The sequence below is a fragment of the Streptomyces sp. NPDC058008 genome, from assembly GCF_042886395.1.
Lineage (GTDB): Bacteria > Actinomycetota > Actinomycetes > Streptomycetales > Streptomycetaceae > Streptomyces.
The window spans coordinates 1-23613 of record NZ_JBHVQX010000009.1 but is presented as its reverse complement, the minus strand read 5'-3'; the positions used below and the strand labels follow the sequence as shown (position 1 = coordinate 23613).

Genomic DNA, 23613 nt, shown 5'->3' with positions numbered 1-23613 from the left:
CTGTGTCGCGTGGTCGTGTTCGGTCCCGGCACCCGGCTTACGTTGCCGGCCCTGGTCGTCGGCTCCGGCCCCCGGACCGCGTACCGTGCTCGGTCCCGGCTCCTGGCCCGCGCTGTCGTCCTGGCCTCGGCGCCTGTGTCGCGTGGTCGTGTTCGGTCCCGCCACCCCGCCTACGCTGCCGGCCCTCGGCCCCGGCCCCCGGACCGCGTACCCGTGCTCGGTCCCGGCCCCTGACCCGCGCTGTCATCCTCGCCCCGCCCCCGACCCGCGCTGTCGTCCCGGCCCCCGCCCCTGACCCCCGCTGCCGACCTCGGCGCCCGGGCCGCCCGGTCGTCGTCGTTGTCGGGGGGCCCGGAAATGCCGCTCTGTCACCGCCCGCAAGTAGGGTGTGAGGTATGGCAGACCCCTCCAGCTACCGCCCCAAGCCGGGACAGATCCCCGACTCCCCGGGGGTCTACAAGTTCCGCGACGAGCACCGCCGGGTGATCTACGTCGGGAAGGCCAAGAACCTGCGCCAGCGCCTGGCCAACTACTTCCAGGACCTGGCCGGCCTGCACCCGCGTACCCGCACGATGGTGACCACGGCCGCCTCCGTGGAGTGGACCGTCGTCTCCACCGAGGTCGAGGCGCTCCAGCTGGAGTACTCCTGGATCAAGGAGTACGACCCCCGGTTCAACGTCAAGTACCGCGACGACAAGAGCTATCCCTACCTCGCGGTCACGCTCAACGAGGAGTTCCCGCGCGTCCAGGTCATGCGCGGCGCCAAGAAGAAGGGCGTGCGCTACTTCGGTCCGTACGGGCACGCCTGGGCCATCCGCGAGACCGTCGACCTGATGCTCCGCGTCTTCCCCGTGCGCACCTGCTCCGCGGGCGTCTTCAAGAACGCCGAGCGCACCGGCCGCCCCTGTCTCCTCGGCTACATCGGCAAGTGCTCCGCCCCCTGCGTCGGGCGGGTCACCCCCGAGGAACACCGCGATCTGGCCGAGGACTTCTGCGACTTCATGGCCGGCCGCACGGGTACGTACATCCGCCGCCTGGAGAAGGACATGATGCAGGCGGCCGAGGAGATGGAGTACGAGCGGGCGGCACGGCTGCGTGACGACGCGGAGGCCCTGAAGCGGGCCATGGAGAAGAGCGCCGTCGTCCTGGCCGACGCCACCGACGCCGACCTGATCGCCGTCGCCGAGGACGAGCTCGAAGCGGCCGTCCAGATCTTCCACGTCCGCGGCGGACGCGTCCGGGGCCAGCGCGGCTGGGTGACCGACAAGGTCGAGGCCGTCGACACCGCGGGCCTGGTGGAACACGCGCTCCAGCAGCTGTACGGCGAGGAGTCCGGCGACTCCGTGCCCAAGGAGGTGCTGGTACCGGCGCTCCCCGAGCACCCCGACGCCGTGTCCCAGTGGCTCGCGGACCGACGGGGGTCCCAGGTCAGCCTGCGCATTCCGCAGCGGGGCGACAAGAAGGACCTGATGGTCACGGTCCAGCGCAACGCCCAGCAGGCCCTGGGGCTGCACAAGACCAAGCGCGCCTCCGACCTCACGACGCGCTCCCGCGCCCTGGAGGAGATCGCCGAGGCACTCGGTCTCGACGGCGCTCCGCTGCGCGTCGAGTGCTTCGACATCTCGCACCTCCAGGGTGACGACGTGGTCGCGTCCATGGTGGTCTTCGAGGACGGCCTCGCGCGCAAGAGCGAGTACCGCCGCTTCCAGATCAAGGGCTTCGAGGGCCAGGACGACGTCCGGTCGATGCACGAGGTCATCGGCCGCCGCTTCAAGCGCTACCTCCAGGAGAAGGAGCGCACGGGGGAGTGGGAGGACACCCCGGCCCCGACCGGCCCCGTCCCCGCCCCCACCGGCCCCGTCCCCGCCCCGGCCGGGACTCCGCCCGCCGGGACCGCGCCCGCCGTCCCCGGCACCGGGGAGCCGGCCCCCGCCGGTACGGCCCCGGACCGGTCGGCGACCGGGGAGCCGGTGCCCGGGACGACCGTTTCCGGGGCGGCCTCGTCCGAGTCGACCGTTCCCGGGGCGACCTCGCCCGGGACGACCGTTCCCGAGGCGACCTCGTCGGAGCCGACCGCTCCCGGAGCAACCCCGTCCGAGTCGACCGTTCCCGGGACAACCCCGTCCGAGCCGACCGCTCCCGGGGCGACCCCGTCCAGGGAGTCCGTGACCGCAGGGCCCGCCCCCGGGCCGGCGCCCGTGGTGCCGGAACCCGCGCCCGTCCGGGAGGAGCCCCGCGAGGACGACGGCCGCCCCAAGCGCTTCGCCTACCCGCCGCAGCTCGTCGTCGTCGACGGCGGACAGCCGCAGGTCGCCGCCGCCAAGCGGGCCCTGGACGAGCTGGGCATCGACGACATCGCCGTCTGCGGCCTCGCCAAGCGCCTCGAGGAGGTCTGGCTGCCCGCCGACGACGACCCGGTGGTCCTGCCGCGCTCCAGCGAGGGCCTCTACCTCCTCCAGCGCATCCGCGACGAGGCCCACCGCTTCGCCATCACCTACCAGCGGGCCAAGCGGGCCAAGCGCATCCGCAGCAGCCCCCTGGACGACGTCCCGGGCCTCGGCGAGACCCGCAAGCAGGCGTTGATCAAGCATTTCGGGTCCGTCAAGAAGCTGCGGCAGGCGACAATCGACGAGATCTGCGAAGTGCCGGGGATAGGGCGCAGGACCGCGGAATCGGTGGCCGTCGCCTTCGCCGCGGCAGCCCCGGCCGCACCCGCCGTGAACACCGCCACTGGAGAGATCATCGAAGAGGACGACGGGGACAGCAGGACATGACCGAGCACGCGCATGAACGCCAGAACGAACGCGGCCGAGCAGACGGAGCAGCACACGTGAGTACGGGAAGCACCGTGGAGAAGGCCGAGGCCGCGACGCCCGCCATCCCCGAGCTGGTGATCATCTCCGGAATGTCGGGCGCCGGGCGCAGCACCGCCGCCAAGTGTCTGGAGGACCTCGGCTGGTTCGTCGTCGACAACCTGCCGCCCGCGCTGATCCCCACCATGGTGGAGCTCGGCGCCCGCTCCCAGGGCAACGTCGCCCGCATCGCCGTCGTCGTGGACGTCCGGGGCCGCCGCTTCTTCGACAACCTCCGGGAGTCCCTCGCGGACCTGGAGGCCAAGCACGTCACCCGGCGGATCGTCTTCCTGGAGTCCTCCGACGACGCACTCGTACGCCGTTTCGAGTCGGTCCGCCGCCCGCACCCGCTCCAGGGCGACGGCCGCATCGTCGACGGCATCGAGGCCGAGCGTGACCTGCTGCGCGAGCTGCGCGGCGACGCCGACCTGGTCATCGACACCTCCAGCCTCAACGTCCACGAGCTGCGGGCCAAGATGGACGCCCAGTTCGCCGGTGACGAGGAGCCCGAGCTGCGGGCGACGGTGATGTCGTTCGGCTTCAAGTACGGGCTGCCCGTCGACGCCGACCTCGTCGTCGACTGCCGCTTCCTGCCCAACCCGCACTGGGTCCCGGAGCTCCGCCCCTTCACCGGGCTCAACGAGGAGGTGTCCGACTACGTCTTCGACCAGCCGGGCGCCAAGGAGTTCCTCAACCAGTACACGGAGCTGCTCCAGCTCATCGCCACCGGGTACCGCCGCGAGGGCAAGCGCTACGTGACCATCGCCGTCGGCTGCACGGGCGGCAAGCACCGCTCCGTCGCCATGTCGGAGAAGCTGGCCGCCCGGCTGGCCACCGAAGGGATCGAGACCGTCCTCGTCCACCGGGACATGGGGCGCGAGTGACCAGTCGCAATCTGCGTCAGCGCCGGCTGAGCAGGGCCACGGCCGCGCTCTCCGGCCGCAAGCGCGGCGCACAGCCCAAGGTCGTCGCCCTCGGCGGCGGCATGGGGCTGTCGGCGTCGCTCACGGCGCTGCGCCGGATCACCGGCGACCTCACGGCCGTGGTGACCGTCGCCGACGACGGCGGCTCCAGCGGACGGCTCCGCGAGGAGCTCGGCGTCCTCCCGCCGGGCGATCTGCGCAAGGCGCTCGCCGCCCTGTGCGGGGACGACGAGTGGGGCCAGACCTGGGCCCAGGTCATCCAGCACCGCTTCGAGTCCAAGGGCGACCTCCACGAGCACGCGGTGGGCAACCTGCTCATCGTCGCGCTCTGGGAACAGCTGGGTGACCACGTCCAGGCCCTCGACCTGGTCGGCAAGCTCCTGGGAGCACACGGCAGGGTGCTTCCGATGTCCGCCGTCCCCCTGGAGCTCCAGGCGCTCGTACGCGGTCACGACGTCGAGCGCCCCGAGGACACGGTCACCGTGCGCGGGCAGGCGACGGTGGCCCTGACCCCCGGAGAGGTCCAGTCCGTCCACGTCGTCCCGGCCGACCCGCCGGCGGTCCCCGAGGCCGTGGCCGCGGTGCTCGACGCCGACTGGGTGGTGCTGGGGCCGGGCTCCTGGTTCTCCTCCGTGATCCCGCACCTCCTCGTGCCCGAACTGCTCGACGCGCTGGTGACCACGAAGGCCCGCAAGGTCCTCTCGCTCAACCTCGCGCCGCAGCCCGGTGAAACAGAAGGCTTCTCACCGCAGCGTCATTTGGAGGTTTTGGGACGACACGCCCCTAAACTCGCCATGGACGTGGTGCTGGCCGACGAGGCCGCCGTGCCCGACCGTGAGTCCCTCGCCGACGCCGCACAGCGGCTCGGAGCCGCGGTCGAGCTGGCCCCCGTGGCCTCACCCGACGGCGTTCCGATTCACGATCCGGAGCTGTTGGCCGCCGCGTACGACCGTATTTTTCGGATGCATGGAAGGATCGGCCCATGGCGATGACGCCAGCGGTGAAGGACGAAGTCTCCAGGCTTCCCGTGACCCGGACCTGCTGCAGAAAGGCGGAGGTCTCGGCCATTCTCCGGTTCGCGGGCGGGCTGCACCTGGTCAGCGGGCGGATCGTGATCGAGGCCGAGCTGGACACGGCGATGGCGGCCCGGCGGCTCAAGCGGGACATCCTCGAGATCTTCGGTCACAGCTCGGAGCTGATCGTGATGGCCCCCGGCGGACTGCGCCGGGGCTCCCGTTACGTCGTACGGGTGGTGGCGGGCGGCGATCAGCTGGCACGCCAGACGGGCCTCGTGGACGGCCGCGGCCGTCCCATCCGCGGTCTCCCCCCGCAGGTGGTCTCGGGGGCCACCTGCGACGCGGAGGCGGCCTGGCGCGGTGCCTTCCTCGCCCACGGCTCGCTCACCGAGCCGGGCCGTTCCTCCTCGCTGGAGGTGACCTGCCCCGGCCCGGAGGCCGCGCTCGCCCTGGTCGGTGCCGCGCGCAGGCTCTCCATCGCGGCCAAGGCCCGGGAGGTGCGCGGCGTCGACCGCGTCGTCGTCCGTGACGGTGACGCGATCGGTGCCCTGCTGACCCGCCTCGGCGCCCACGAGTCGGTGCTGGCCTGGGAGGAGCGCCGGATGCGGCGCGAGGTCCGCGCCACGGCCAACCGGCTCGCGAACTTCGACGACGCCAACCTCCGCCGCTCCGCCCGCGCCGCCGTCGCGGCGGGCGCCCGGGTGGGACGCGCGCTGGAGATCCTCGGCGAGGAGGTGCCGGAGCACCTCGCGGCCGCCGGACGGCTGCGCATGGAGCACAAGCAGGCCTCCCTGGAGGAGCTGGGGGCGCTCGCCGACCCGCCGCTGACCAAGGACGCGGTCGCGGGCCGCATCAGGCGCCTGCTGGCCATGGCGGACAAGCGGGCCCAGGACCTCGGCATCCCGGGCACGGAGTCGACCCTCAGCGAGGAGCTGGCCGACGGCCTCGTGGGCTGAGTACCGCGGAGCTGAGTACCGCGGAAGGGCCCCGGAAGCCTCGCGCAGGCGGCCGGGGCCCTTCCGCGTCGGGGTCCCGGAAGCGGAGCCAGTTCCCCGTCCGGGTGATGTGGAAACCATTTCGAATGGTGCGGAGAATATTTTCGGAATGGTATGAGTGCCGACCGCGCGATTGATATGAGTACCGCACCGCCCGTTTGAGCGGTGTACCTCCCCGGTTCCGCCGGCCGCCTCCTCGGAAGTCCCGTCGGCCATACGCCCGGAAGTGTGCGGACGGTCGGATTATTTATCGATTGAGTACCGAGCCGCACAATTGAGCAGCGGAGGCCGGAGCGTACGCGGGAAACGTGTTCCGGCCGCTTGTGGCCGCCCTCGGGTCCGTCATGGCTGAGGCCGGGTCAGTAACTCCTGGTGAGCGCCCCGCCGGAGGGCGCCGGCGGCCGCCCTCACCCCGCAAGGGGAGGGGTGGCGACGGGTGTTGACGCTTCGTGACCACGCCCCCGGGAGGGCCGTCACCGGTGTCCCGGGTGGCCGGAATCCCCTGCTCCTACCCGGCGGTAAGGCGATCCCTCTTCCCGCCACCGCTCTCGATGTCACTCCGGAGCCTTCGGAGAGGTAGGGTCGGAGGCGGTCGGGGACATCCCTAATAAAACTCGCCGGCATCGAAACCGGCGTTCCTAACGAGGAGATCGGTTCGTGACGATCCGCGTAGGCATCAACGGCTTTGGCCGCATCGGTCGTAACTACTTCCGCGCGCTGCTGGAGCAGGGTGCGGACATCGAGATCGTGGCTGTCAACGACCTGGGTGACACCGCGACCACGGCTCACCTGCTGAAGTACGACACCATTCTGGGTCGTCTCAAGGCAGAGGTCAGCCACACCGCCGACACCATCACGGTGGACGGCCACACCATCAAGGTGCTCTCCGAGCGCAACCCGGCCGACATCCCCTGGGGTCAGCTGGGCGTCGACATCGTCATCGAGTCGACCGGCATCTTCACCAAGAAGGCCGACGCCGAGAAGCACATCGCCGGTGGCGCCAAGAAGGTCCTCATCTCGGCTCCGGCCAAGGACGAGGACATCACCATCGTGATGGGCGTCAACCAGGACAAGTACGACGCGGCCAGCCACCACGTCATCTCCAACGCCTCCTGCACCACCAACTGCGTGGCGCCGATGGCCAAGGTCCTCGACGAGAACTTCGGCATCGTCAAGGGTCTGATGACGACGGTCCACGCGTACACGAACGACCAGCGCATCCTGGACTTCCCGCACTCGGACCTGCGTCGCGCCCGTGCCGCCGCCGAGAACATCATCCCGACCACGACGGGTGCCGCCAAGGCGACCGCCCTGGTCCTCCCGCAGCTCAAGGGCAAGCTCGACGGCATCGCGATGCGCGTCCCGGTCCCGACCGGCTCCGCCACCGACCTGGTCGTGACCCTGCAGCGCGAGGTCACCAAGGACGAGGTCAACGCCGCGTTCAAGAAGGCCTCGGAGGACGGCGACCTCAAGGGCTTCCTGGCCTACACCGAGGACCCGATCGTGTCCTCGGACATCGTCAGCGACCCGGCGTCCTGCACCTTCGACTCCTCCCTGACCATGGTCCAGGAGGGCAACTCGGTGAAGATCCTCGGCTGGTACGACAACGAGTGGGGTTACTCCAACCGCCTCGTCGACCTGACGGTCTTCGTCGGCGGCCAGCTCTGATCCTGGGACCGGCAGGCATCCAGGTGTGATGCGAGGGGCTCGGACGGCGCGACGCGGCGCCGTCCGAGCCCCCACGCATGCTCGTCCGTCCTTCCAAGGAGCAGGGAACAGATGAAGACGATCGACGAACTTCTCGCCGAAGGGGTCGCGGGCAAGCGGGTATTCGTCCGCGCCGACCTCAACGTGCCGCTGGACGGCACCACGATCACCGACGACGGCCGCATCCGCGCCGTCCGGCCGACGATCGCCGAGCTCGCCGCGGCCGGTGCCCGGGTCATCGTGGCCTCGCACCTCGGCCGCCCCAAGGGCGCCCCGGACCCGGCCTTCTCGCTGGCTCCCGCCGCCGCCCGGCTGGGCGAGCTGCTCGGCACCGAGGTGGCCTTCGCGACCGACACCGTCGGCGAGTCCGCCCGCGCGACGGCGGCCGCCCTCACCGACGGCCAGGTCGCCGTCATCGAGAACCTCCGTTTCAACGCAGGTGAGACGTCGAAGGACGACGCCGAGCGCGGTGCCTTCGCCGACCAGCTCGCCGAACTCGCCGACCTGTACGTGGGCGACGGCTTCGGCGCCGTCCACCGCAAGCACGCCTCGGTCTTCGACCTCCCGGCCCGGCTGCCGCACGCCGCCGGCCGGCTGATCGCCACCGAGGTCGGCGTCCTGAAGCGGCTGACCGAGGACGTCACGCGCCCCTACGCCGTGGTCCTCGGCGGTTCCAAGGTCTCCGACAAGCTGGGTGTGATCGACCACCTGCTGGAGAGGGCCGACCGCATCCTCATCGGCGGCGGCATGGCGTACACCTTCCTCAAGGCCCAGGGCCACGAGGTCGGCAGCTCCCTCCTCCAGGAGGACCAGATCCCGGCGGTGCTCGGCTACCTCGCGCGGGCCGAGGAGAAGGGCGTGGAGTTCGTGCTCCCCGTCGACGTCGTCGTCTCCGAGCAGTTCCCGGACCTCAGGACCAAGGCCCCGGCCCACCCGTCCACCGTCCCCGCCGACGCCATTCCGGCCGGTGCGATGGGACTGGACAACGGCCCGGAGACCAACAAGCTCTACGCCTCGAAGCTCGCCGACGCGGCCACCGTCTTCTGGAACGGCCCGATGGGCGTCTTCGAGCACCCCGACTACGCCGAGGGCACCAGGGCGGTCGCCCAGGCCCTCGTCGACTCCCAGGCCTTCAGCGTCGTCGGCGGCGGGGACTCCGCGGCCGCCGTCCGTATCCTGGGCTTCGACGAGAACGCTTTCGGCCACATCTCGACCGGTGGCGGCGCGAGCCTCGAATACCTCGAGGGCAAGACGCTTCCCGGACTCGCCGCACTGGAGGACTGACCCTCAATGACCACCCGCACCCCGCTCATGGCGGGCAACTGGAAGATGAACCTCAACCACCTCGAGGCCATCGCGCACGTCCAGAAGCTCTCCTTCGCCCTGGCCGACAAGGACTACGACGCCGTCGAGGTCGCCGTCCTGCCGCCCTTCACCGACCTGCGGTCCGTCCAGACGCTGGTCGACGGCGACAAGCTGAAGATCAAGTACGGCGCCCAGGACATCTCGGCGCAGGACTCCGGGGCGTACACCGGCGAGATCTCCGGCCCGATGCTCGCCAAGCTGAAGTGCACGTTCGTCGCCGTCGGCCACAGCGAGCGCCGCCAGTACCACGGCGAGAACGACGAGATCTGCAACGCCAAGGTGAAGGCCGCCTACAAGCACGGCCTGACCCCGATCCTCTGTGTCGGCGAGGGGCTGGACATCCGCAAGGCCGGTGACCAGGTCTCCTACACGCTGGCGCAGCTCGACGGCGGGCTGAAGGACATCCCGGCCGAGCAGGCCGAGTCCATCGTGATCGCCTACGAGCCGGTCTGGGCCATCGGGACCGGCGAGGTCGCCACCCCCGAGGACGCCCAGGAGGTCTGCGGCGCGATCCGCCGCCGGCTCGCCGAGCTGTACTCGCAGGAGCTGGCCGACGCCGTCCGCATCCAGTACGGCGGCTCGGTGAAGTCCGGCAACGTGGCGGCCATCATGGCGCAGCCCGACGTGGACGGTGCCCTGATCGGCGGCGCCGCACTCGACGCCGACGAGTTCGTCAAGATCGTCCGCTTCCGCGACCAGTGAGTATGCGGTAGCGCGGATCCGTCGTACCCTTGCGGGGGCCGAGGGGGGTGCACCCCCGGGCCCCCGCTGTTCGTACATGCAGTCCTAGGAATTCCGGAAAGTAGGGACCAGCCGTGGTTTTGGCGTTCGAGATCGCCCTGATCGTCTTCAGCCTGCTGCTGATGCTGCTGGTGCTGATGCACAAGGGGAAGGGCGGCGGCCTTTCCGACATGTTCGGTGGTGGCATGCAGTCGTCCGTGGGCGGCTCGTCGGTCGCCGAGCGGAACCTCGACCGCATCACCGTCGTGGTCGGTCTGGCCTGGTTCGCGTGCATTGTCGTCCTTGCTCTGCTCATCAAGCTGGACAGCTGACCCGTCGTCCGCGATTCCCGGTGAGGGTGTAACTCCTTTCACTGGACGCGCGTTGGGCCTTACGTAGACTGGGGCATCTTCGAGCACCATCACGCAGGGAGTTACGACCGTGGCAAGTGGCAACGCGATCCGGGGAAGCCGGGTCGGAGCGGGCCCGATGGGGGAGGCCGAGCGAGGCGAGTCCGCGCCCCGCCTCCGCATCTCCTTCTGGTGCTCGAACGGGCACGAGACGCAGCCGAGCTTCGCCCATGACGCGCAGGTACCGGAGACCTGGGACTGCCCGCGCTGCGGCTTCCCCGCCGGGCAGGACCGGGACAGCCCGCCCGCCCCGCCCCGCACCGAGCCGTACAAGACGCACCTCGCGTACGTGCGGGAGCGGCGCAGCGACGCGGACGGCGAAGCGATCCTCGCCGAAGCCCTCGCGAAACTCCGCGGCGAGATCTGAAGCCTCCCGTCCGGATCCCGCCGGGACCGCGTGCCCCGATCCGCAGGAAAGACCCTGGACCGAAGTGTTCACCGGCCGGCCACCTCAGGGTGCCCGGCCGGACTACGTGTGCCTCCCCACAGCCCGCCGTTGCACCGCCGCACCCCCCAGATCAATTAGGTTGGAGGGGCAGCGGGGAAGGTTGCAGGTACGAGTAGAAGTGGGCGATTTCCGGGATGAACGCACAAAGCCGAACCAAGCTGAACCAGACGCCCGAGTGGGCGGCTCTCGGCAAGCACCGTGAGGAGTTCGGCGACACCCATCTGCGCCAACTGTTCGCGAACGCGCCGGACCGCGGGACCGCGTACACGCTCCGGGTCGGCGACCTCCACATCGACTACTCCAAGCACCTGGTCACCGACGAGACGCTCCGTCTGCTGCGTGACCTCGCGGGCGCCACGGGAGTGGCCGCGCTGCGGGACGCGATGTTCCGCGGCGAGAAGATCAACACCACCGAGGACCGCGCCGTCCTGCACACCGCGCTGCGCGCCCCGCGCGACGCCGTGATCGAGGTCGACGGCGAGAACGTGGTCCCGGCCGTGCACGCCGTCCTCGACAGGATGGCGGCCTTCTCCGACCGGGTCAGGGCCGGTGAGTGGACCGGTCACACCGGCCGGCCGGTGAAGAACATCGTGAACATCGGCATCGGCGGCTCCGACCTCGGACCGGCCATGGCCTACGAGGTGCTGCGCTCCTTCACGGACCGCTCGCTCACCGTCCGCTTCGTGTCCAACGTCGACGGCGCCGACCTGCACGAGGCCGTCCGCGACCTGGACCCGGCCGAGACGCTGTTCATCGTCGCGTCCAAGACGTTCACCACGATCGAGACCATCACCAACGCCACCTCCGCCCGCGACTGGCTCCTCACCGGCCTGAAGGCCGGTCAGGAGGCCGTCGCCAAGCACTTCGTGGCGCTGTCGACCAACGCCGGCAAGGTCGAGGACTTCGGCATCGACACGGCCAACATGTTCGAGTTCTGGGACTGGGTCGGCGGCCGCTACTCCTACGACTCGGCGATCGGCCTCTCGCTGATGATCGCCATCGGCCCCGAGCGGTTCCGCGAGATGCTCGACGGCTTCCACCTCGTCGACGAGCACTTCCGCACCGCCCCCGCCGAGGAGAACGTCCCGCTGCTGCTGGGGCTGCTGGGTGTCTGGTACGGCGCGTTCTTCGACGCGCAGTCCCACGCGGTGCTGCCCTACAGCCACTACCTGTCCAAGTTCACCGCCTACCTGCAGCAGCTGGACATGGAGTCCAACGGCAAGTCCGTGGACAGGGACGGCAACCCGGTCGAGTGGCAGACCGGCCCGGTAGTCTGGGGCACCCCCGGCACCAACGGGCAGCACGCCTACTACCAGCTCATCCACCAGGGCACGAAGGTCATCCCGGCCGACTTCATCGGCTTCGCCGCCCCGGTCCACGACCTGCTGCCCGGGCTGATCGCCCAGCACGACCTGCTGATGGCCAACTTCTTCGCGCAGACGCAGGCCCTCGCCTTCGGCCGGACCCCGGACGAGGTGCGCGCCGAGGGCGTGGCCGAGGAGCTCGTCCCGCACAAGACGTTCCGCGGCAACCACCCGACGACCACGATCCTCGCCGAGCGGCTCACCCCCTTCGTGCTCGGACAGCTGATCGCGCTGTACGAGCACAAGGTCTTCGTCCAGGGTGCCGTCTGGAACATCGACTCCTTCGACCAGTGGGGAGTGGAGCTGGGCAAGGTCCTCGCCAAGGAGATCGAGCCGGTCCTCACCGACGGCACCGGCGGCGGACAGCTCGACAGCTCCACCGCCGCGCTCGTCTCGGCGTACCGGTCGCTGCGGGGCCGCTGAGCGATGACCACGGGGGAGGGGACGATACGGCTCAGGCCGCCGCGGAACACGCTGGATCCCCGGGCCGTCGGCTGGTGGCGGGCCCGCTGGCTGCTGCTGACGGCGGCACCGGTGGCGGTCCTGGGTCTGCTGGGGGCGTTCATCGCTCCGGCCAGGTTCTGGCTGCTGATACCCGCCGCGGTGCTCGCCGCCGCAGGCCTGCTGTGCGCCGCACTCCTCCCCTCCTGGTGGTTCCGCACCCACCGCTGGGAGGTCACCGACGAGGCGGTCTACGTGAGCACCGGCGTCCTCCTGCGGGAATGGCGGATCGCGCCGATGTCCCGCATCCAGACCGTGGACACCGTACGGGGCCCCCTGGAACAGCTCTTCGGGCTGGCCACCGTCACCGTCACGACGGCCTCCGCCAAGGGCGCCGTGCGGATCGAGGGGCTCGACCACGAGGCCGGTGCCGAGCTCGCCGAGACGCTGACCCGCATCACCCGGGCGACGCCCGGGGACGCGACGTGAGCACGGACACCGGCGACGGCCCGGACTGGCGGCGGCTCCACCCCCGTACGGTCCTGGTCAGCGCGCTGGTCACGGCGGGGGTCGTCGCGGGCGCCGCCGTGCCGGTCACGGTCGCCCTGTCCGGCCGCCTGGGGTACGCGGGAGCCATCGCCCGGGTGGTGGCCGGAGCGGCCCTGCTGATCGGCTGCACGGCGGCCGGTGACTACATACGGTGGCGGCGCACCCGCTACCGCGCCGGACCCGAGCGCGTCGACCTGCACACCGGGCTCCTCCTCGTGAAGCGCCGTTCGCTGGCCCGCGAACGCATACGCAGCGTCGACCTCACCGCCCATCCGCTGCTGCGGGTCCTGGGGCTCGTCACGGTCCGCATCGGCACCGGCGAGCAGAGCGGCGAGTCGGCCCTGGAACTCGATCCCGTCGCCCGGGCCGAGGGCGAACGGCTGCGCCGCGAACTCCTCGACCGGTCCGCCGGCGAGGCCGCCGGCCCGCACCGCGAGGGGAAGCTGGCCGCCCTCGACATCCGCTGGATCCGCTACGCGCCGCTCTCCTTCGCCGCCCCCATGCTCGGCGGAGCGGCGGCCGGGGGTGTGATGCAGATCAGCGACTGGGCCGGGGCACAGGCCGAGGTGATCGACTGGGTCGCCGACCGCTTCCGGGACACCCCGCTCGTCCAGGCGGTGCTCGGCCTGCTCGCCCTGGCCCTGGCCGCCGGAGTCGTCGGAGCGCTCGGGCTGTGGACCGAGATGTGGTGGAACTACCGTCTGGAGCGCGAACCGGGCGGCACCCTGCGGGTGAGGCGCGGACTGCTGACCTCACGCTCCCTGTCCGTGGAGGAGGCCCGGCTCCGCGGCGTCGACCTGGTGGAACCGCTGGGCGTGCGGCTGGCGGGGGCCGCCCGGGTGGACGCGATCGCGACGGGACTGGCCCAGGACGAGGAGGCGCGGGGCGCCGACCACCACACCCTGCTGCCGGCCGTTCCCCGCCCGCTGGCCCAGAGCATCGCGGCCGAGGTGCTGCGCGAGCCCGCCCCGCCGACCGGGGCGCCGCTGACCGCCCACCCTCCCGCCGCCCGCGGACGCCGGCTGCGCCGGGCCCTGACCGCGGTGCTGGTGCCCGTCCTGGTCCAGCTGCTCCTGGGCGCCCTGCTGACGCCCGTGCTCCTGTGGACCGCGCTCGGCTGCGCGGTCGCCGGCCTGCCGCTCGCGGTCGCCCTGGCGCTCGACGCGTACCGGTCGCTGGGGCACACGCTCAGCGGCGGCTACCTGGTGACCCGCTCCGGCACCCTGCGGCGCTCCACCGCGGCGTTGCGGCGGACCGGGGTGATCGGCTGGACGGTGAGGCAGTCCTTCTTCCAGCGGCGGGCCGGGCTGCTGAGCGTCACCGCCACGACGGCCGCCGGAGGCGGCGCCTACACGGCGTACGACACCGACGCGTCCGAGGGCCTCGCCTTCGCCTCCGAGGCCGTACCGGGGCTGCTGGAGCCCTTCCTGGAGCGCACCGGACACCCCGGCCGGTGACGTACCTCACAGGATGCCGTCTGTTCAGCGGGGCCGGGGTCGGCGACGATGCCGATCATGAATCCCGCCAGCCGTCGTACGGTCCTCACCGCCCTCGCCACCGCCGCCGTCAGCGGCCCGCTGCTCGGCACGCTCACCGCGAGCCCCGCCCACGCCACCGGTGACCTGGACATCTACGCCTCCAACACGGACCTCTACACGAAGCTCGCCGGTCAGGAAGGCGTCGAGTTCTCCCGCCGCTACCGCAGACACGAGTACGCCGACCACTCGCCCGCGCAGAGATATCCGTACAACCGGACCACCGTCATGGCCATGCACGGCGGCGGCATCGAGACCGGAACCTCCGAACTCTGCCTCGCCATAGCCGGCTACCACCCGGCCACGCTCGCCCCCCTGGCGGACGGCCACGGGGTCTTCGACTACTGGATGTTCGAGGGACTGCGCTCCTCGGGCAACCGCGACCTGCACGTCACCGCCAAGAACTGCGACGACCACGTCGCCGTCTCCATGGCGGCGAGCAGCCTCAACGTCCTCAGCCTGCACGGCTGCACGGCCGCGCAGGCGGGTACCGTCCCGCAGGCCGTGGTCGTCGGAGGACTCAACACCCGCTTCAAGACCCTGCTCAAGGCCGAGTTCGACACCGCCGGCATCGCCTGGCGGGACGGCAACGAGCTGCCCGACCTGGCCGGGGTCAACACCGACAACCCGTGCAACCGCACCATGCTCGCCAAGGGCGGCCAGCTGGAGCTCACCACGGAGCTGCGCGCCGCCATGTTCACGGTCAACACCCGTGCGGGCCGGGCCGGCAGCACGACCGAGGTCTTCGACCGCTTCGTCGGCGCCTGCCGGACCGCGATCACGAAACTGGAGAAGGGAACGGACCAGATCATCCTCTGATCCCCGGGAGCGCCTTCCGACTCCGGGCGAGGCCCCCGCAGGGGATCGCCGTCAGGGAAAGGGCCCGGCCCCCGCTCGACCGAGCGGGGGCCGGGCCCTCCGTGACGTACTACGCCGATGCGGGCGGGTACAGGGCACGCGGCAGCTTCGAGGCCGCCGCCGCGTCCAGCAGCCACAGCGTGCGGCTGCGGCCGTAGGCCCCCGCCGCCGGCGCCTGGACCTCCCCGGCCCCGGACAGCGCGATCTCCGCCGCCTCCGCCTTGTCCTCACCCGCCGCCAGCAGCCACACCTCACGCGCGGCCCGGATGGCGGGCAGCGTGAGCGAGACGCGGGTGGGCGGCGGCTTGGGCGCGCCGTGCACACCGACGACGGTGCGCTCGGTCTCCCGTACCGCGGGCAGCTCCGGGAAGAGCGAGGCGACATGGGTGTCCGGGCCGACGCCCAGCATCAGCACGTCGAACGTCGGCACGGGGCCGTGGTCCTCGGGACCCGCCGCCGCGGCGAGCTCCGCCGCGTACCCCGCGGCCGCGGCGTCCGCGTCACCGCCGTGGGGCCCGTCGGACGCGGGCATCGCGTGGATCCGGGCGGGATCCAGCTCCACCTTGTCCAGCAGGGCCTCATGGGCCTGTGTGACGTTGCGCTCCGGGTCGCCCTCCGGCAGGAAGCGCTCATCGCCCCACCACAGGTCGAGCCGCGACCAGTCGATCGCGTCCCGGGCGGGCGAACCGGCGAGCGCGGCCAGCAGGCCGTTGCCGTTGCGCCCGCCGGTGAGGACCACCGAGGCGGAACCGCGGGCGGCCTGGGCGTCCACGATCTTCGTGATCAGCCGGGCCGCCGCGGCCTGGGCCATCAGCTCCTTGTCGCGGTGCACGACGAGCTGCGGAGCACTCACTTCGACGCCGCCTTCTTGGCCGCCGCCTTCTTCGCGGCGGGGGCCGCGGCACCCGCCGGCGCCGCCGCCTTCTGCCCCGAACCGACGGACGACGGCTCCGTGGGACCGCCGAGGCGCTCCACGCCGAACTTCACCGTCGCCTCGTAGATGTTGTCCGGGTCCAGCCGCCGCAGCTCCTCCGCGAGCAGCTCGGCCGTCTCCCGGCGCTTCAGCGCCACCGCGCGGTCCGGCTGGCCGGCCATGCAGAGCGTCGCCAGCGAACCGTCGGGCCGGTCCAGGACGATCACGCCGTTCTTCGTCTCCAGCCGCACGGCCGTCAGACCGGGACCGCCGGAGAGGGTGCGCTCCACCGGCACCCCGAGCCGGTCGGCGAGCCACATGGCCAGCAGCTCGCAGCTCGGGTTGTCGGACTCGCCCTCCACCGTCGCCGAGACGACCTGCGCGGGCTGCTGGTCGAGCGCCGCCGCCAGCATCGAGCGCCACGGCGTGATGCGGGTCCAGGCCAGGTCCGTGTCCCCGGGCCGGTACGTCGCCGCGCGCACCGACAGCTCGTCGAGCGGGTGCTCGGCGGAGTAGGTGTCGGTGATGCGGCGCTGCGCGAGCGCGCCGAGCGGGTCCTTCGCGGGATCCGCCGGGGCGTCCTCCGGCCACCAGGCCACCACCGGGGCGTCCGGCAGCAGCAGCGGCAGGACGACCGACTGGGCGTGGTTGGCCAGCTCGCCGTGCAGCCGCAGGACGACGGTCTCGCCCGACCCGGCGTCGGAACCGACCCGGATCTCGGCGTCGAGCCGGGCGTCGCGGCGCGCACGCGGCGAACGGCTGACCCTCTTGATCACCACGATGATCCGCGAGGGGTGCTCGCGCGAGGAGTCGTTCGCCGCCTTGAGCGCGTCGTAGGCGTTCTCCTCGTCGGTGACGATGACGAGGGTGAGCACCATGCCGACGGCCGGGGAGCCGATGGACCGGCGGGCCGAGATGAGGGCCTGGTTGATCTTGCTGGACGTGGTTTCCGTGAGATCGATCTTCATGGCCGGCGCCAGCTCCGTCCGTCGCGTGCGAGCATGTCGTCGGCCTCGGCCGGACCCCAGGTGCCCGACGGGTACTGGGCCGGCTTGCCGTGCTTGTCCCAGTACTCCTCGATCGGGTCGAGGATGTTCCAGGAGAGCTCGACCTCCTGGTGGCGCGGGAAGAGGTTCGCGTCGCCGAGCAGGACATCGAGGATGAGCCGCTCGTACGCCTCGGGGCTGGACTCCGTGAAGGACTCGCCGTAGGCGAAGTCCATCGTGACGTCCCGCACCTCCATGGACGTACCCGGCACCTTGGAGCCGAACCTGACCGTGACCCCCTCGTCCGGCTGCACCCGGATGACCAGGGCGTTCCCGCCCAGCTCCTCCGTCGCGCCGGACTCGAAGGGCAGGTACGGGGCGCGCTTGAAGACGACCGCGATCTCGGTGACCCGGCGGCCGAGCCGCTTTCCGGTACGCAGGTAGAAGGGCACCCCGGCCCAGCGGCGGTTGTTGATCGTCAGCTTGATCGCGGCGAAGGTGTCGGTCTTCGACTTGGGGTCGATGCCGTCCTCCTCGAGGTAGCCGGGCACCTCCTGACCGCCCTGCCACGCGTGCGTGTACTGCCCGCGCACCGTGTGCCTGCCCAGGTCCTCGGGCAGCTCGACGGCCGTGAGGACCTTCAGCTTCTCGGCGACCAGGGCCTTGGGGTGGAAGGAGCCGGGCTCCTCCATCGCCGTCAGCGCCAGCAGCTGGAGCAGGTGGTTCTGGATGACGTCACGGGCCGCGCCGATGCCGTCGTAGTAACCGGCCCGGCCGCCGATGCCGATGTCCTCGGCCATCGTGATCTGGACGTGGTCGACGTACGACCTGTTCCAGATCGGCTCCCACATCGTGTTGGCGAAGCGCAGCGCCAGGATGTTCTGGACCGTCTCCTTGCCGAGGTAGTGGTCGATGCGGAAGACCTCGTTCGGCGGGAAGACGTCGTGCACGAGCTGGTTCAGCTCCTGCGCGCTCTCCAGGTCGTGGCCGAACGGCTTCTCGATGACGGCCCGCCGCCAGCTGCCCTCCTTCTGGTCGGCCAGCCCGTGCTTCTTGAGCTGCTGGACGACCTTGGGGAAGAACTTCGGCGGGACGGAGAGGTAGAAGGCGAAGTTGCCGCCCGTGCCCTGCGCCTTGTCGAGCTCGTCGATCGTGGCCCTGAGGGTCTCGAACGCGTCGTCGTCGTCGAAGTTGCCCTGGACGAAGCGCATGCCCTGGCTGAGCTGCTGCCAGACCTCTTCGCGGAACGGGGTGCGGGAGTGCTCTTTGACGGCGTCGTGGACGACCTGGGCGAAGTCCTCGTCCTCCCAGTCGCGGCGCGCGAAGCCGATGAGCGAGAAGCCCGGCGGCAGCAGGCCGCGGTTGGCCAGGTCGTAGACGGCGGGCATCAGCTTTTTACGGGACAAATCGCCCGTGACGCCAAAGATCACCAGGCCCGACGGCCCCGCGATACGCGGGAGCCGTCGGTCCTGGGCGTCACGGAGCGGGTTGGCTCCGGGAACACCAGACAAGGTGGTCAGCCCTCCGAAGGAGCGAGGCGCTTGAGCTCGGCCTCGGTCGAGTTGAGCAGGTCGATCCAGGCGGCTTCGAACTTCTCGACGCCCTCGTCCTCCAGCAGCTGGACGACATCGTCGTAACCGACCCCGAGCTTCTTGACGGCGTCGAGGTCGGCACGTGCCTGGTCGTAACGTCCGGCGACGGTGTTGCCGGTGATCTCCCCATGGTCGGCCACGGCGTCCAGTGTCGCCTCCGGCATGGTGTTGACCGTGTTCGGCGCGACCAGGTCGTCGACGTACAGGGTGTCCTTGAGGGACGGGTCCTTCACGCCGGTGGAGGCCCACAGCGGGCGCTGCTTGTTGGCCTGCGCCTTGTCCAGGGCGGCCCAGCGGTCACCCGCGAAGACCTCCTCGTACGCCTCGTAGGCCAGACGGGCGTTGGCGAGGGCGGACTTGCCCTTCGCGGCCTTCGCCTCGTCGCTGCCGACGGCGTCCAGGCGCTTGTCGATCTCGGTGTCCACACGGGACACGAAGAAGGACGCCACGGAGTGGATCTCGGAAAGGTCGAGGCCCGCGGCCTTCGCCTTCTCCAGGCCCGCCAGGTAGGCGTCCATGACCTCGCGGTAGCGCTCCAGCGAGAAGATCAGCGTGACGTTGACGCTGATGCCCTTGCCGATGACCTCGGTGATCGCCGGCAGGCCGGCCTTGGTCGCCGGGATCTTGATGAGCGTGTTCGGCCGGTCCACCAGCCAGGCCAGCTGCTTGGCCTCGGCGACGGTGGCCGCGGTGTTGTGCGCCAGGCGCGGGTCGACCTCGATGGAGACGCGGCCGTCCTGGCCGCCGGTGGCGTCGAAGACCGGGCGCAGGATGTCGGCGGCGTCACGGACGTCCGCCGTCGTGATCATGCGGATGGCCTCGTCGACCGTCACCTTGCGGGTGGCGAGGTCCGTGAGCTGCTGGTCGTAACCGTGGCCCTGCGAGATCGCCTTCTGGAAGATCGACGGGTTGGTCGTGACACCCACGACGTGACTCTGGTCGATCAGCTCGGCGAGGTTGCCGGAGGTGATCCGCGTGCGGGACAGGTCGTCGAGCCAGATCGCCACGCCCTCGTCGGAGAGGCGCTTGAGTGCGTCTGTCATGAGAATTGCATCTCCTACTAGTCGTATATCCGGGTCAGCGCGCGGCGGCGGCGAGAGATTCCCGGGCGGCTTCCGCCACGTGCGCGGCGGTGAAGCCGAACTCGCGGAAGAGGACCTTCGCGTCCGCCGAGGCACCGAAGTGCTCCAGCGAGACGATCCGGCCGGCGTCGCCCACGTAGCGGTGCCAGGTGAGACCGATGCCCGCCTCGACGGCGACCCTGGCCTTCACGGACGGCGGCAGCACGCTGTCCTTGTACGCCTGGTCCTGCTCCTCGAACCACTCGACACACGGCATCGAGACCACACGGGTCGGGACACCGGCCGCCTGGAGCTCGTCGCGGGCCTCGACGGCCAGGTGGACCTCGGAACCCGTGGCGATCAGGACGGCCTGCGCCTCGCCGCCCTCGGCGTCGAAGAGCACGTACCCGCCCTTGGCGGCGTTCTCGTCCGCCGGGTAGGTGGGCACACCCTGGCGGGTGAGCGCCAGACCGTGCGGGGCGCTCTTCCCGAAGTCCTTCGTGCCGCGCCTGAGGATCTCGCGCCAGGCGATGGCCGTCTCGTTGGCGTCGCCCGGACGGACCACGTTGAGGCCAGGGATGGCGCGCAGCGAGGCGAGGTGCTCCACCGGCTGGTGCGTCGGGCCGTCCTCGCCGAGACCGATCGAGTCGTGCGTCCAGACGTACGTCACCGGCAGGTGCATCAGCGCGGAGAGACGGACGGCGTTGCGCATGTAGTCGGAGAACACCAGGAAGGTGCCGCCGTAGACGCGGGTGTTGCCGTGCAGCGCGATGCCGTTCATGGCCGCGGCCATGGCGTGCTCGCGGATGCCGAAGTGGATCGTGCGGCCGTACGGGTCGGCCTCGGGCAGCGGGTTGCCGACCGGGAGGAACGACGACGTCTTGTCGATCGTGGTGTTGTTCGAGCCCGCGAGGTCGGCGGAGCCGCCCCACAGCTCGGGGATGACACCGCCGAGCGCCTGGAGGACCTTGCCGGAGGCGGCACGCGTGGCGACCCCGTGGCCGGCCTCGAAGACGGGGAGTTCGTCCTCCCAGCCCGCGGGCAGCTCGCCCGCGGCGATCCGGTCGAAGTCCGCGGCGCGCTCCGGCTGGGCGGTGCGCCAGGCGGCGAGGCCCTTCTCCCACTCGGCCCTGGCCTCACGGCCGCGGTCCAGCGCCTCACGGGTGTGCGCGATGACCTCGTCGGAGACCTCGAAGGTCTTCTCCGGGTCGAAGCCGAGGACCCGCTTGGTGGCCGCGATCTCGTCGTCGCCGAGCGCCGAGCCGTGCGCGGCCTCGGTGTTCTGGGCGTTCGGGGCGGGCCAGGCGATGATCGAGCGGGCCGCGATGAACGACGGGCGCTCCGTCTCGGCCTTGGCCGCGAGCAGCGCGCGGTAGAGGCCCTCGGGGTCCAGGTCGCCGCTGGGCAGCTGGTCGACGCGCTGCACGTGCCAGCCGTAGGACTCGTAGCGCTTCAGGGTGTCCTCGGAGACCGCGGTCTCCGTGTCGCCCTCGATCGAGATGTGGTTGTCGTCCCACAGCAGCACCAGGTTGCCGAGCTTCTGGTGGCCGGCCAGCGAGGACGCCTCGGCCGAGATGCCCTCCTGGAGGCAGCCGTCACCGGCGACGACCCAGACGGTGTGGTCGAACGGGGAGGTGCCGGCGGCCGCCTGCGGGTCGAAGAGACCGCGCTCGTAGCGGGCGGCCATCGCCATGCCCACGGCGTTGGCGACACCCTGGCCCAGCGGGCCGGTCGTCGTCTCGACACCGGTGGTGTGGCCGTACTCCGGGTGGCCGGGCGTCTTGGAACCCCAGGTGCGGAACGCCTTGAGGTCGTCCAGCTCCAGGCCGTACCCGGCGAGGTAGAGCTGGATGTACAGGGTCAGGCTGGAGTGACCCGCGGAGAGTACGAACCGGTCGCGGCCGGTCCAGTCCGCGTCGGCCGGGTCGTGGCGCATCACCTTCTGGAAGAGGGTGTACGCGGCAGGAGCCAGGCTCATCGCCGTACCCGGGTGGCCGTTTCCGACTTTCTGTACGGCGTCCGCGGCGAGGACGCGGACGGTGTCCACGGCCCGCTGGTCCAATTCGGTCCACTGGAGGTCTGTGGTGGTCGGCTTGGTGCTCACCCTGAGTCAGGGCTCCTCTCCACTGTTCGTAAACCGGTGACTGGTTACCGCACCGGGCATTGTCGAGCCTACCCCCGTCCCAAGGCCGCACTTCTGCCCTTTCCGCAGTGCGGGCGACCTGCGGAGTTCGCCTCCCGTATGAGCGCCGCCGTTCACTTCTGCGCCACCCCAACACGACCCCACCCCCGCGAAGAGCGGCGTATGCCCAACGTCTACAGTGGTCTGGTTCGCGCAAGTCTTTACCGGGCCTTCATGCCCGGAGCTTGCTGGGATTTCTCTGTCAGGGGTGTGCGTGACGGCCGTCGAGTCCCGACCCGCAGGGGTCGCCTTGACTCCGAGCCCAGTGGGCCATCGCCCGTTCGGGGCCCGCATCAAGGCATTCGTGGCTCTTACCAAGCCGCGCATCATCGAGCTGCTGCTGATCACCACCGTTCCGGTGATGTTCCTGGCAGCTCAGGGCGTGCCCGATCTTTGGCTCGTAGTGACCACCACCATCGGCGGATATCTCTCCGCGGGCGGTGCCAATGCGCTCAACATGTATATCGACCGCGACATCGACGCGCTGATGGACCGTACGTCCCAGCGCCCGCTGGTCACCGGCATGGTGAGCCCCAGGGAGTGCCTCGCCTTCGGAATCGCCCTCGCGGTGATTTCCACGGCCTGGTTCGGACTGCTCGTCAACTGGCTCTCCGCGGCGCTCTCACTCGGCGCACTCCTGTTCTACGTCGTCGTCTACACGATGCTGCTGAAGCGCCGTACCTCGCAGAACATCGTCTGGGGCGGAATCGCCGGCTGTATGCCCGTGCTGATCGGCTGGTCCGCCGTGACCAATTCGATGAGCTGGGCCGCGGTCATTCTTTTCGCCGTGATCTTCTTCTGGACGCCGCCGCACTACTGGCCGCTGTCGATGAAGGTCAAGGAGGACTACGCCCGGGTCGGCGTCCCGATGCTCCCGGTCGTCGCCACCAACCAGGTGGTCGCCCGTCAGATCGTCGTCTACAGCTGGGTGATGGTCGGCGTCTCGCTGCTGCTGACCCCGCTGGGCTACACCGGGTGGTTCTACACCCTGGTCGCCGTGCTGACCGGTGGTTTCTGGCTGTGGGAGGCGCACGGTCTCCAGCACCGGGCCAAGGCCGGCGTCACCGGCACCAAGCTCAAGGAGATGCGCCTCTTCCACTGGTCCATCACCTATGTCTCGCTCCTCTTCGTCGCCGTCGCCGTGGACCCCTTCCTGAGGTAGTCCCGGGCGCGCAGAGGCTCCGCCGACGGGCGGGGGACGTGGCCGAAGCCACGCCCCCCGCCCGTCGCCCGTTGCTCTACCCATCGGTAGCATCCTGTCCATGGCAGAGACGGCAGAGCCCCGGACCCAGCAGACGGACGACAAGCACGCGGCCCGCGCCGAGCGCAGGGCGGCGAAGCTCGCCAAGCAGATCACCGCCTTCGCCCGGGCGCACGGCGGCGCCGAGGGGCAGCTCGCCCACCTCGGGCAGGCGGGCACCCGCATCGTGCTGGTGGGCGAGGACGGCCGCTGGGGCGACCTGGTCGCGCCCTCCCACGCCGTCGCCGAGAGCGCCGCGCGGAAGGCGGGCATCACCGTCCACGAGGACTTCGACGGCGAGTTCGCCGCCAAGGTCCGCACGGGCCCGTACGAGTGGTCCCGGATGGCGGGCATCCAGGTGGGCGGCCCGTCCGACGACAAGCGCTGAGGCGCCCGCCGCCCCGGAGCGGCCCCCCGCACGCACGACGACGGCCCCGTCCAGCCGGTGGACGGGGC

20 protein-coding genes are annotated in these 23613 nt (G+C 70.9%); 15 read left to right on the top strand and 5 right to left on the bottom strand.

Annotated features, from left to right (window positions below):
* Positions 1–395 precede the first annotated feature (395 nt).
* The 13 genes from uvrC to ACFVS9_RS11165 all read left to right on the top strand — a co-directional run bounded on the left by uvrC (position 396) and on the right by ACFVS9_RS11165 (position 15144).
* Positions 396–2774 carry an excinuclease ABC subunit UvrC gene (gene uvrC, locus ACFVS9_RS11225; protein ID WP_389931512.1) on the top strand — a complete coding sequence of 793 codons (2379 nt, stop codon included), beginning with the start codon at positions 396–398 and terminating at the stop codon, positions 2772–2774.
* Positions 2771–3736, top strand: coding sequence for an RNase adapter RapZ (gene rapZ / locus ACFVS9_RS11220; RefSeq protein WP_383115137.1), 966 nt, complete (start codon positions 2771–2773; stop codon positions 3734–3736). Before uvrC ends, rapZ begins: the two co-directional genes overlap by 4 nt.
* Positions 3733–4767: a uridine diphosphate-N-acetylglucosamine-binding protein YvcK gene (yvcK, locus tag ACFVS9_RS11215; protein ID WP_383115136.1), complete on the top strand. Its 1035-nt coding sequence runs from the start codon at positions 3733–3735 to the stop codon at positions 4765–4767. The genes rapZ and yvcK overlap by 4 nt, the downstream gene beginning before the upstream one ends.
* Positions 4758–5747: a DNA-binding protein WhiA gene (gene whiA / locus ACFVS9_RS11210; protein ID WP_018104603.1), complete on the top strand. Its 990-nt coding sequence runs from the start codon at positions 4758–4760 to the stop codon at positions 5745–5747. The genes yvcK and whiA overlap by 10 nt, the downstream gene beginning before the upstream one ends.
* 696 nt (positions 5748–6443) lie before the next feature.
* The gene (gap, locus tag ACFVS9_RS11205; protein ID WP_383115135.1) at positions 6444–7454 is read left to right on the top strand and encodes a type I glyceraldehyde-3-phosphate dehydrogenase; all 1011 of its coding nucleotides are present in this window, start codon (positions 6444–6446) and stop codon (positions 7452–7454) included.
* Positions 7455–7565: 111 nt separating this feature from the next.
* Positions 7566–8777, top strand: a complete 1212-nt coding sequence (locus tag ACFVS9_RS11200) for a phosphoglycerate kinase (protein ID WP_383118530.1) — start codon at positions 7566–7568, stop codon at positions 8775–8777.
* Positions 8778–8783: 6 nt separating this feature from the next.
* Positions 8784–9560, top strand: a complete 777-nt coding sequence (tpiA, locus tag ACFVS9_RS11195) for a triose-phosphate isomerase (protein WP_383118529.1) — start codon at positions 8784–8786, stop codon at positions 9558–9560.
* Between the two features lie 113 nt (positions 9561–9673).
* On the top strand, positions 9674–9910 hold the full coding sequence (secG, locus tag ACFVS9_RS11190; protein ID WP_014156893.1) for a preprotein translocase subunit SecG: 237 nt from the start codon (positions 9674–9676) through the stop codon (positions 9908–9910).
* A 109-nt stretch (positions 9911–10019) separates the two neighbouring features.
* Positions 10020–10355 carry an RNA polymerase-binding protein RbpA gene (locus ACFVS9_RS11185; RefSeq protein ID WP_078598194.1) on the top strand — a complete coding sequence of 112 codons (336 nt, stop codon included), beginning with the start codon at positions 10020–10022 and terminating at the stop codon, positions 10353–10355.
* Between the two features lie 215 nt (positions 10356–10570).
* Complete coding sequence (gene pgi, locus ACFVS9_RS11180) at positions 10571–12223, top strand: glucose-6-phosphate isomerase (RefSeq protein ID WP_389931508.1); 1653 nt, start codon at positions 10571–10573, stop codon at positions 12221–12223.
* Between the two features lie 3 nt (positions 12224–12226).
* On the top strand, positions 12227–12730 hold the full coding sequence (locus ACFVS9_RS11175) for a PH domain-containing protein (protein WP_389931506.1): 504 nt from the start codon (positions 12227–12229) through the stop codon (positions 12728–12730).
* Positions 12727–14247, top strand: coding sequence for a PH domain-containing protein (locus tag ACFVS9_RS11170; protein ID WP_389931504.1), 1521 nt, complete (start codon positions 12727–12729; stop codon positions 14245–14247). The genes ACFVS9_RS11175 and ACFVS9_RS11170 overlap by 4 nt, the downstream gene beginning before the upstream one ends.
* Positions 14248–14304: 57 nt before the next feature.
* Positions 14305–15144 carry a poly-gamma-glutamate hydrolase family protein gene (locus ACFVS9_RS11165; protein WP_389931502.1) on the top strand — a complete coding sequence of 280 codons (840 nt, stop codon included), beginning with the start codon at positions 14305–14307 and terminating at the stop codon, positions 15142–15144.
* Between the two features lie 109 nt (positions 15145–15253).
* Here ACFVS9_RS11165 and pgl read toward each other — a convergent pair whose 3' ends face one another.
* The 5 genes from pgl to tkt are packed head-to-tail and all read right to left on the bottom strand — an operon-like array spanning position 15254 to position 21839.
* Positions 15254–16036 (bottom strand): 6-phosphogluconolactonase, encoded by a 783-nt coding sequence (gene pgl / locus ACFVS9_RS11160; protein ID WP_389931500.1) that lies wholly within the window; start codon positions 16034–16036, stop codon positions 15254–15256.
* Positions 16033–17064 (bottom strand): glucose-6-phosphate dehydrogenase assembly protein OpcA, encoded by a 1032-nt coding sequence (opcA, locus tag ACFVS9_RS11155; protein WP_383118523.1) that lies wholly within the window; start codon positions 17062–17064, stop codon positions 16033–16035. Before opcA ends, pgl begins: the two co-directional genes overlap by 4 nt.
* Positions 17061–18593 carry a glucose-6-phosphate dehydrogenase gene (zwf, locus tag ACFVS9_RS11150; protein WP_383118522.1) on the bottom strand — a complete coding sequence of 511 codons (1533 nt, stop codon included), beginning with the start codon at positions 18591–18593 and terminating at the stop codon, positions 17061–17063. The genes opcA and zwf overlap by 4 nt, the downstream gene beginning before the upstream one ends.
* A gap of 5 nt (positions 18594–18598) precedes the next feature.
* On the bottom strand, positions 18599–19717 hold the full coding sequence (gene tal, locus ACFVS9_RS11145) for a transaldolase (protein ID WP_383118521.1): 1119 nt from the start codon (positions 19715–19717) through the stop codon (positions 18599–18601).
* 34 nt (positions 19718–19751) lie between these two features.
* Positions 19752–21839, bottom strand: a complete 2088-nt coding sequence (gene tkt, locus ACFVS9_RS11140) for a transketolase (protein WP_389931498.1) — start codon at positions 21837–21839, stop codon at positions 19752–19754.
* Between the two features lie 286 nt (positions 21840–22125).
* On the opposite strand from tkt, the gene ACFVS9_RS11135 reads away from it, so the two are divergent.
* Entirely contained in the window at positions 22126–23079 is a 954-nt protein-coding gene (locus ACFVS9_RS11135; RefSeq protein ID WP_383118519.1) for a heme o synthase, read from the top strand.
* A gap of 100 nt (positions 23080–23179) precedes the next feature.
* On the top strand, positions 23180–23545 hold the full coding sequence (locus ACFVS9_RS11130; protein WP_389931496.1) for a hypothetical protein: 366 nt from the start codon (positions 23180–23182) through the stop codon (positions 23543–23545).
* Positions 23546–23613 lie beyond the last annotated feature (68 nt).

Excerpts from the sequence above, each read along its gene's own strand:
- ACFVS9_RS11130 (WP_389931496.1), top strand. The coding sequence starts at position 23,180 with ATGGCAGAGACGGCAGAGCCCCGGACCCAGCAGACGGACGACAAGCAC.
- tal (WP_383118521.1), bottom strand. The coding sequence starts at position 19,717 with ATGACAGACGCACTCAAGCGCCTCTCCGACGAGGGCGTGGCGATCTGG.
- whiA (WP_018104603.1), top strand. The coding sequence starts at position 4,758 with ATGGCGATGACGCCAGCGGTGAAGGACGAAGTCTCCAGGCTTCCCGTG.
- tpiA (WP_383118529.1), top strand. The coding sequence starts at position 8,784 with ATGACCACCCGCACCCCGCTCATGGCGGGCAACTGGAAGATGAACCTC.
- pgi (WP_389931508.1), top strand. The coding sequence starts at position 10,571 with ATGAACGCACAAAGCCGAACCAAGCTGAACCAGACGCCCGAGTGGGCG.
- ACFVS9_RS11200 (WP_383118530.1), top strand. The coding sequence starts at position 7,566 with ATGAAGACGATCGACGAACTTCTCGCCGAAGGGGTCGCGGGCAAGCGG.
- ACFVS9_RS11175 (WP_389931506.1), top strand. The coding sequence starts at position 12,227 with ATGACCACGGGGGAGGGGACGATACGGCTCAGGCCGCCGCGGAACACG.
- uvrC (WP_389931512.1), top strand. The coding sequence starts at position 396 with ATGGCAGACCCCTCCAGCTACCGCCCCAAGCCGGGACAGATCCCCGAC.
- ACFVS9_RS11165 (WP_389931502.1), top strand. The coding sequence starts at position 14,305 with ATGAATCCCGCCAGCCGTCGTACGGTCCTCACCGCCCTCGCCACCGCC.
- rapZ (WP_383115137.1), top strand. The coding sequence starts at position 2,771 with ATGACCGAGCACGCGCATGAACGCCAGAACGAACGCGGCCGAGCAGAC.
- opcA (WP_383118523.1), bottom strand. The coding sequence starts at position 17,064 with ATGAAGATCGATCTCACGGAAACCACGTCCAGCAAGATCAACCAGGCC.